The following is a 9,698-nucleotide window of genomic DNA, read 5'->3' on the forward strand; positions in this document are numbered from 1 at the left end:
GGAGTTAGTTGTTCTTTGTATTTATACTTATATTTTTATGATGCTTTTTGTGGTGCTTTTTCTTAACCTTGACCTTAACGGTTTCGTATTTGTAAGCACCGGTATCAGCATCGTCCCAATTCAGATCGACTTTACCATCCGAACTAACGTGCCAAGTTCCAACGGTTCGGTAGTCACTGTTTTGACTATTTGCGTAGGCTTTATCATCGCCGTCTAGCCAGTAAGGGTTAACGTTGCCCCCTAAGGAGCCATCACTGTTGAATTTAAGGAAGACGTGGGAATATTTATTGCCACTAACGTCTTTGGTAATTTGATTTTTATAGTCACCACTATCGTCATCCTGGTCTTCCTTATTTTTAAAATAAGAATATCGCCAGATGGTGCCATCCAACGTTTCCTTGGTATAGGATTCTCCTAATTTACTGCTGGATAAGGAAAATTGGTGTTGGTTGCTAAAGTTGAGAATCAGGATCCCAACGGTTAATACTTGAATCAGAATAATGGCAATGAGTTTGATTTTAAATGGTTGATGAATTCGCCGGGCGAAGATAATCAATAGCCACAGTAGGCTAGCAAAAACAAAAAAAGATCCAAAACCGTAAGTACAGGATAAATCATCCGAAATCACACTACCGGATGTATTCTGATAATCCGTGCCAGTATAAGATTGGCGCAGGATACTTTGGTAATCAATGGTGGACCTGGTGACAAAATATAGTGAACAACCTAAAATGACGGCAAGAATAATGACTCCTAAGTACCAAGTCCAGCGTGGTCGGGAATTATGGGGACGTCTGATTTTGGTTAAATCATAACCACATTTGGGGCAAAATTTGGCACCTTTACTGTATTCAGTGCCACATTGCGGACATTTTCTATTCTTCATTATTAGAAACTCCGTTGATTAAAATTCCAACTGCGTAAATAAAGGTTCCAATCCATGGCAACAGCTTCATGAATTGGTACATATTTGAGTAATCACTGACTGATGCATCACCATTAATAATTGAGGCAACAACACTCATGCTGGCGTTAGCAACATTAGCGTAGATGTATGAACAAATCCCCGCGAACGCCAAGAGAACGATTGCCCCTAATACTTTTAGGACGTGACCACGTGGGCTGTGTTTAAAACCATTGACGATTCCACCAATAAACATCACCACCCCAAGTAGTCCGAGTGAAATTCCCCAGAAGAATAGGTAACCACTTGAATCGAGAGCACCACTTTTGATAACAGAAGTTGCTTGTGATGCGATACTCGTCGCTGTTGGGCGATTAGAGAAGTACATAATGCCACCGACAATGGCTAAGATTAGGCCGAAAATAAATTCAATTCCGGTGGTGAAGTGGTGATTGACCGGAGTAGAATTAAGCATTTTCTTTTCCTGTCGTGAAAGATGGGTTGCCTGTTGAGTTTGGGCCTGATAATTATTTACATCTTTTAGGTCAACCTGATTTTTAGCGATTAAGGCTTTACCGAGTGAAGCCATTTTACGTTTGAGATTATCAAGGTCGTTGTTATTGAGCCAATCATGGAACTTATTTTCCCAAGGATAAGTTTCTTCATTCGAGAGGAGTGGGTATAAGTACGTCAATAGCAAAAAGATGGTTAATGACCACCAACGAAGGGTTGGCAACAACACAGCCCAAGCAAAGAAAAAGAGCATGGTGATGGAATTATTGTTCATGAATTTGAACACTTGTTGCCAATGTTTCTTGGAGAAAGCTAATCGATGAAAGACATTAATTCGGTTATTTTGCTGTTGATCTTTCAATTTAGCTTGCAACTTGGCAATTTCTGCTTCGAGCTGCTGACGATCATCGGTATGTTCAGCAGTTGATTGATCTTCAGTAGCAGTACGATGTTTAGGTGCTGACTCATGATGAGGAGCTTGCTTTTCGGCATTTCGATTGGGTTGAGGTGCCTGCTTAACCGGCTGTTCAGCTTGTGGTTGAACCCGCTTGCCACATTGTTCGCAGAAAACTTGGTTGGGCTTGAGTTTAGCGCCACAGTATTTACAAAATTTCATAATCTTCTCCTATTGCTGTAAGTGAATGTGTTGAGCTTTGTCTTTGATTTGGTCAACGGCTCCATGGTCGTTGACGTAGTTAATGATGTCATGGAGGTTGGCAGTGGCAAGGGGGTCTTTATCTTTTTGCAAGTTAGTGGTCTTAACATCATAAAAGGCGACTTCACCGTCTGAACCAACAGTGTATTGGGCAATTGATCCGCCATTCATATTGCTTGGTCGAAGGCCCCACGAATTACCACGTCCCTTAACATTAAGATGATCTGCGTTATCAAATTGATCAATGTCAAGGTCATCGCCATATGATGAGAAAAGGCCATGCCAGCATCCTTTATCGACGACATGATCACCATAGTACGCAATTGCCGCCGCCGTTTGCATTGGGGTAATGGAGTCATAATCCAACTTATCGCCAGAATCATTACTGGAAGATGCCGATGAATTAGTCTTCGAGCTAGTTTTTGCAACTGAGCTAGAACTGGTTTGACTTCTTTTCACAGAGGACTTATTAAACATCTTGCCCGCAAAATAAGCACCGACAAAGATAATGAGTACACCAATTACTAACAAGACCCATTTGAGTTTTTTCATTGTTAATTCGTTCCTTTCATAAAAAAAGCCCCGACAAAATGCCGGGGACTTCACCTAGTTTTAAAAATCCCAATCATAACCGAAAATGAACGTTTTCATATTACACTAATTAGCGAAAATAAATTGCATTAAAGTGCCATCTTGTTCATTAAACGAAAAAATTTAACCATATAAAAAATCATTACCAACGGATGCCAGTAATGATTAGTCAATTATGATTCGGCCTCACCAATAGAAATATAGTCAGTGAAATCAGGGCCATGGACGATTAGAGCTTGGTGCTTTCGATCAGTAGTTACATTGTACCAATGGCGTGATTGCCAGGTGTATTGGATCTTAATACTATGAGTGGTGTTTAGATTCTTCGGAATTGTTGCCAGATTTATCTTCCGGGCAGCGGTTGGCGACATTTTAATTTGGAGCCGACTTGTCGGTATTGCCTGGTATTTAGCTTTAACTTGCCGAACACTGACGTGATTGAGCTGGTGGTAATTCGAATATCGCGCTCCACGGGAAATCACCATTTTATGATCACGTTGAGCGGGTTTTCGGAGATTGATTGCAATATAAAATTTCTTGGTTGCTGAAGATGGTTCATTATAACGACGAGTGATGGTAAAGGGTTTAATACTGGATGAGATGTAGTTGTTGGAGTGCAAAGCACTAATTCCGATAATAAAACCAAATGTAATGATAATTAGCGTAAGGATAAGCTTGGAACTTGGAGATAAACGGTGATCAGAAGGAGTGGAAAAATTCTTGTTCCAGGTTTTTTGAATTGGCGTGTTATTTAGTGAGGTGTGACAATTTAAGCATTCGTCTTGATCCAAGGGATTCATTTTTCCACAGTTTGGACAAATTTTTACGTCAACGGGTTTAAGTGTATAAAGTTGATAACCACACTTATGACAATATTGGGTATTGTCGGGATTTTTCGTTTTACATCTTGGACAAATCATTTCATCACCTCCGTTTTATGATTAAAATCATGCTATCATATTAGCATTCAAAAGAAGGAGTGTTGAGAGTGTTTTTTACTTTACAAAATCCAGCGATTTATAATATGATTCATTTTCCATTTAATGTGGATATATGGACGGATGTTTTTTATATGATGTTTGTCCTAATGATTCCATTGTGGAGCTATACTAAAATTACCCAGCGAAAGCTGAATTGGTCATATTATGCAATCTTCGGTTTCCTTGGCCTCTTTACAATTGCAGTAGTCAATACTTATCTCGTTTTATTCATTGGAATTCTAATTCTGTATGCACTGGCTTTTCGTCGTTCAGTTTCCTTTAACAAAGTGGCTACTGGGTTCTTAATTTCGGTTGGCCTAATTCGCTTTATTCAGAGAATCTACGTTAGTTTATTTTCGCTTTGTGTGGACACGCCCTTTCATGTTCATCAACGGTTGGGTACGGATAATTATGTGATTGTCCTCGATATTGTTTATAGTCTTTGTTTGATCATTTTTGTACCCTTATTAGTTAAATGGGCTCAAAACTTCATCAGACAATATTTAAGGACGGTGGTTCCATCAAATCCGCTATTTACGTGGTTAATTAATTTAGGAATGCTTGCTCAGTATCCTTTCATGTATGCAGTTAACTACCGGTTGATTTCGATTACGCCGGTGTGGCAACTAGTCATTAATATTATGTGGCTGCTGGCCCTCTACCTGCTAATGTATCTCCGGTATCGTTACCTAGTATTAAATACGATGGTGGATGATCAACAAATTGAGCTCAATAATTTAAGATTATACACAAGTCATATTGAATCGATGTATGACGATCTGCGGCGTTTCCGTCATGATTACAAAAACGTTTTGTATAGTTTAACTGGGGCATTAGAGAATGACGATATTCAACAATCTAAAGAAATTCTCAACCGGGTTTTGAAACCATCCGAGCAAGAGGTCAGCAATAAAGCAAGTGTCCTCGGCCGACTGGTAAATATCCAAGATTTGGATGTAAAGAGTCTAGTTTATAGCAAGGTGATGAAAGCAATCGAAGCGGAGGTCGACTTTCAAGCAGAAATTGCCCAACCGTTTAAGTTTGGTTCGTTAATGGACCAACTAGATGTTGATCGGGTTCTTTCAATCTTGTTGGATAACGCGATCAATGCTGCTCAGCTGTCAAAGGAAAAACAAGTTAACTTTAGTCTGTTTGAAAAGTCAGGTCTCCAGTACATCGTGGTGGGTAATTCTACCAAGGATCGGGAACTAGACTTACAAAAGCTAGATCGTGATGTTCGGCGGATTAACTTGACGGATAACCACGGAATTGGTTTGAAAAACTTACGGATGATTCTCTCTCGTTATCCAAGTGTGACGAAGGAAGAAACTTCGCAAGATTACTGGTTTAAGCAGGCTATTCGGATTCCGAAAGCCTAAATGGTTCTCAAAAGAATGCATTTAATGGTAATCTTTGTTCATCGAACTGTAAAAGTTAAAAAATCGTTTTGGAACCCCGAATAATTCATTTATTGTTTGATATTATAAATAGTAACTGAATTATTAGTGGGGGGGTAACGATGAAGTGCTAGACGTCTACATTTTAGAAGATAATCTGGCTGAATTATCGCAGATTAATCATTACGTTCGTTCAGTTAGCGAAAAACTGAATATTCAAGCAAATGTGCGGACGTTTTCAACGCTAGAACAAATTAACCAGTCGATGCCAGAGCCTTCACTTCGCAATGTCTACATTTTGGATTTAGCAATTGGTGATGATGACCAGGTCGGGTTAAAGTTTAGTCAAAAGATTCGTCAATATGATTTAGAAGCATCCATCATCTTTCTAACGGTTCATGATGAATTACTTTCTACAACTTACCAATATCAAGTCGAAGCCCTTGATTTTATTGTTAAAGATCCAAAACGGGTGGTACAAAGCCTTGAACGTGACTTTACGAAAGTAATCAAAAAGCTGGAATTACCAAAGCGGGGCAAGACGATTACTTTACGGAGTCATTATGAAATTATTAAAGTCTACGTCAATGATATCTTGTTTTTCCAAAGCAATCCGGATAATACCCATGCATCATTTATGTATACGGAAAATAATCAGAAGATTCCAATTAATATGTCATTGCGGGAGTTAGAAGAGCAAGCTGAGGAATTCTTTAGGATTCATCGTAGCTACTTGGCAAATTTGGCGAACATTCGCAGCTTGAATGTCAAAAAACACACGGTTAAATTTAACACTAGTGAAATGACGGTTCCCGTATCACGATTAAAAACGCGGAAACTAATGGAAGTTTTAAATAACTACTCTTCAATTCAATGGTAATTAAGACCCTCAAGTTCGGCTTTCCCGAACCTGAGGGCCTTTTTTAGTAAAAAAAACCGCTCAATGCAGAAGGAAACCATTGAATGCATCACTGATTGTCGAAAATTTGTACAATAACTTTTGTGAATAAGACAACTTTGACTATCGGGAGGAGTTTTTAGAATGAAAGAACATAAGAAATTGTATAAATCCGGTAAGTTGTGGATGACGGCTACCGTCATGGCATTCGCTGCGGGAGCTACGTTGGTCACTACAACCGCCCATGCGGACACGACAGCCAACACTGCCGCTGATACGACTCAAAATTCAACTGACCAAGTTGCACAACAAGAACAAAAGGTTAGTGCTGATCAAGATGCGGTTAACAAGGCACAAACTGCGGTGGATGCCAACAAGAAGGACATTGACCAAGCTAGTCAAGATCTGCAAAAGGCTCAGCAAGATCAACGGGACGCACAATCACAAATTGATGCCCTCAAGAATTCTTCAATGTCATCTGATCAAGCGCAATCAACAATTGATTATCTGACCAAAAAGGCCAACTACTATCAACAAGCTGACCTGCAACGTAAAGAAGAACAGGCACAAGTTAAGATCAATAAGCTGAACGATCAAGTCAGCACATTAAATTCACAAACTGAGACCGCAACGGTTCCAAATGGCCGAATTGATAAGAGCAAGTCCCTATTAGAAAATGCTTCTCGTAATAACCTATGGGACAACTTCTATAGTGATGAGCAAAACGGCAATACAACCTGGAATCAAAAACTGGTTCCGAACAACATTTACATTAGCCCAGACAATGATAAGTCAGCTAATCATGGTGCTTCTGCGCCATCAACAGCTAATTTAGCAAGTGAAGCGTATTCACCATATGGTGAATTTGACAAGGTTAATGCCACTAGTGGGATGACGGAAGACCAAGCACGGGAATTATCAATTTTACTGCTGAATGAACTGAACCATGCTCGTGAACAACGTGGCTTAGCACCATTTGTGATGACCGAAGACCAATTTAAGCGGGCGATGGCGCGGGCTGCCCAACCATCAGCAAGAGTATTAGACCATAATGAATCAGATATGAATTCAGTCCTTGGAAACTGGCATTCAGAGAACTTAGCATTAGTAAATGCAAGCGCGGATAATATGCTAAGCTTGCTTAACAATGCTAATGGTTCTGTTTCAAGAATGTTAATGGTTGATGCAGACAGTAATTGGGGTCACCGTGATAACTTCTTGGAAAACGGTAATTACAATGCGGCATTTGGTTTTAAATTATTGGACAACGGTTTCTACGTAATGACCTTTGACACCACTTACGTTAATGATACCGATAAAGCTAATGATTTAGTAACAAACACAATTAACAATTACGCTGCGATGGGGCCAACCAAGGACGCCACGGCTAATGATCAAAAGTTAAATAATCAGATTAGCGATTTGAAGCAACAAATTAGTGACCTTCAAGGGACGATTAAGCAATTATCCAGCAAAGAAGATAATTTACAGTTTGACGCTAGTTACTTGAGTAAGGCTGAACAAGATCAATATAATCAAGCAAAGGCGCAACTGAATTCTTCACAAACATTAGCAGATGCCCAAGCTAAGTTGCAACAAGCAACGCAAGCGGTTCAAACTGCTCAATCAACTAAGGATAGTTTGACCAGTCAAACATCCACGCTGCAGAATCAATTAGACGCTGCCAAGGCCACTCTGGCGAAGGATCAGGAACTGCTTGGTAAGTTGAAGGCGGCCCAGCAAGTATCCAACCTGCAACCAAAGGTTGGCGCACAAAAGCAAACAGTTGCTAATGATCAAAAGACCGTGGATACTGCTAAACAAGATGTTGATAGCAAGCAGGCAGCTTACGATGCTGCTGTGCAAACCCGTAAAGATACTTGGAACCAAAACCAAGCTGATCTTGCCGCTGCCCGGGCCGCTGGTCAGGAAGCTAGCGAAGCACAACAAAAGCTGGACGCTGCCAAGGCTGCTTTAGCGAAGGATCCAAAAGTGGTGGCTGCTCAACAACAAGAAACATCTCTAAAGGCTGAACTGGTTAAGTTAGTACCACACTATGGTGACTTCTTAAACTGGAAGCTGCGGGACAAAGAAGAAGCAGCTCTCTCTGGTGATCAAAAGACGCAATACAATCAATTACAAAGTCAATACCGTGCAGCTCAAGATACAGTGAATGATGCGCAAAAAGCAGCGGGAATTGATGATTTGCAAGCAGATGTCACTGCTAAAGACCAAAAGCACATTGAGTTATCGAATAAGCAAAATGCTTCTGCCCAGAAGTACATGGCAGCCTTTGATGCAGAACAACAAGCAGAAAAGGACTTGCAAACTGCGCAAAATAACCATGATCGTGTTGCTAAGCAATTACAATCTGACCAAGCAGTTTTGATGGACTTACAAGCACAATTAGATCAGTTAACGCAAAAGGACAACGTTAAGTACACCAACTTGAATCCTAGCTTGGTAATGAAGGTTAACGTCACTGCTGGTGATACTAACATTCCTGCACCAAAGCTGACTGACGATGCTTTCATTAAGAATACTAACACTGCCTCTGCTGCAATGTTTATGGTACTAGCGCAAACTAATGGTACTTATCCAGAAGGTACGACAGTGGAATGGGCAGATCCTGCCAAAGTTCAAAAGGATGCTCAAACTGCAGGAACCTACGATGAAGAAGTTATTTTGGACTTCCCTGATGGTTCTAAGTCCAAGGCATTTAATGTTCCAGGTGTATTGGTAGTTGCTGCTAAGCAAACCACTCCATCTACTAACCCAACGAAGCCAACGGAAACTGACCATACTTTGACAGTTCACTATATTGAAGTCACTGGGTATGCACCAGATGGTAAGGAAATTACCAAGGTTGTCGGTACGCAAACCTTTACTGGTAAGCAGGGTGATACCTTCAGTGGCAGTCAACTTAACGTACCAGCGGGATACAAGTTAGCGAAGGATGGAGTAACCTACACTATTGGTGATCAAAACAGCACACTGGAACAACCAGTGGTTAGTGTTAATACACCATCGACCCCATCAACGGATCCTAATAAGGGCGATGATAAGCCTGCTACGCAAGAACACACACTGACAGTTCACTACATTGAAGTAGTTGGCTATGAACCAATGGGTGCCCCAATTACCAAGGTTGTTGGTACGCAAACCTTCACTGGTAAGCCTGGTCAGACCTTTGGTGGTGACCAACTGAAGCTTCCTGCTGGCTACAAGCTGGCCATGGATGGCGTTACCTACACCATCACGGATAAGGACGAAGTGAACGAAACACCGGTAATTAGTGTTAATACACCATCAAGCAAGCCAACGCCTTCAACTGATGAAAAGACTGATTCACAATTACCAGCAGGTGCTAAGGTTGTGAATAATCATGTCGTTGATGCCAATGGCAACATTCTTGCTGGTTGGAAAGTCGTTAATGGTCAAGCCGTTAAGGAAAATAGTTCAGTAGCACAAACTGCTGCCGTTCGTAATGCTCAACCAACTAAGGCTAACAATGATAAGAAGCTGCCACAAACTGGTAATGCAGACAGCTTAGCAATGCTGGGCTTAGGTGCTGCCTCATTGTTGAGTATGTTTGGCCTCGCTGAATTAGACAAGAAACGCGGCTGATTGAGTAAGTAATTTAAAAAGGGTTGGAAAAAAGGACTAATTTTGGTTCTTTTCCATGAAGTGAACCCTGTAAGTTGGACACTTTAATTTAGACAACTTTTTCTAAGGTAAGATTTCGATATTCAATCGGAGT

7 protein-coding genes are annotated in these 9,698 nt (G+C 40.6%); 3 read left to right on the plus strand and 4 right to left on the minus strand.

The genetic code is table 11. The annotated features are described in order from the left end of the window. Positions 1–4: 4 nt before the first annotated feature. The 4 genes from AC1EKL_RS07835 to AC1EKL_RS07850 form a co-directional block, all read right to left on the minus strand. A complete protein-coding gene (locus tag AC1EKL_RS07835) occupies positions 5–886 on the minus strand; it encodes a zinc ribbon domain-containing protein (protein WP_480189556.1) in 882 nt (293 codons plus the stop codon). After that, a complete protein-coding gene (locus AC1EKL_RS07840) occupies positions 876–2,033 on the minus strand; it encodes a zinc-ribbon domain-containing protein (protein ID WP_480190272.1) in 1,158 nt (385 codons plus the stop codon). The genes AC1EKL_RS07835 and AC1EKL_RS07840 overlap by 11 nt, the downstream gene beginning before the upstream one ends. A gap of 9 nt (positions 2,034–2,042) precedes the next feature. After that, complete coding sequence (locus AC1EKL_RS07845; protein ID WP_480189554.1) at positions 2,043–2,624, minus strand: hypothetical protein; 582 nt, start codon at positions 2,622–2,624, stop codon at positions 2,043–2,045. A 212-nt stretch (positions 2,625–2,836) separates the two neighbouring features. After that, positions 2,837–3,583, minus strand: a complete 747-nt coding sequence (locus tag AC1EKL_RS07850) for a double zinc ribbon domain-containing protein (protein ID WP_480189553.1) — start codon at positions 3,581–3,583, stop codon at positions 2,837–2,839. 68 nt (positions 3,584–3,651) lie between these two features. Here AC1EKL_RS07850 and AC1EKL_RS07855 point away from each other — a divergent pair, with 68 nt between their 5' ends. From AC1EKL_RS07855 to AC1EKL_RS07865, 3 genes are all read left to right on the plus strand, one after another. After that, positions 3,652–5,022 carry a GHKL domain-containing protein gene (locus AC1EKL_RS07855; RefSeq protein ID WP_480189552.1) on the plus strand — a complete coding sequence of 457 codons (1,371 nt, stop codon included), beginning with the start codon at positions 3,652–3,654 and terminating at the stop codon, positions 5,020–5,022. A gap of 145 nt (positions 5,023–5,167) precedes the next feature. Beyond that, positions 5,168–5,920 carry a LytR/AlgR family response regulator transcription factor gene (locus AC1EKL_RS07860; protein ID WP_480189551.1) on the plus strand — a complete coding sequence of 251 codons (753 nt, stop codon included), beginning with the start codon at positions 5,168–5,170 and terminating at the stop codon, positions 5,918–5,920. 162 nt (positions 5,921–6,082) lie between these two features. Then, a complete protein-coding gene (locus AC1EKL_RS07865) occupies positions 6,083–9,565 on the plus strand; it encodes an SEC10/PgrA surface exclusion domain-containing protein (RefSeq protein WP_480189550.1) in 3,483 nt (1,160 codons plus the stop codon). Positions 9,566–9,698: the final 133 nt, after the last annotated feature.

It is taken from the genome of Limosilactobacillus sp. C0001E2 (genome assembly GCF_056590915.1).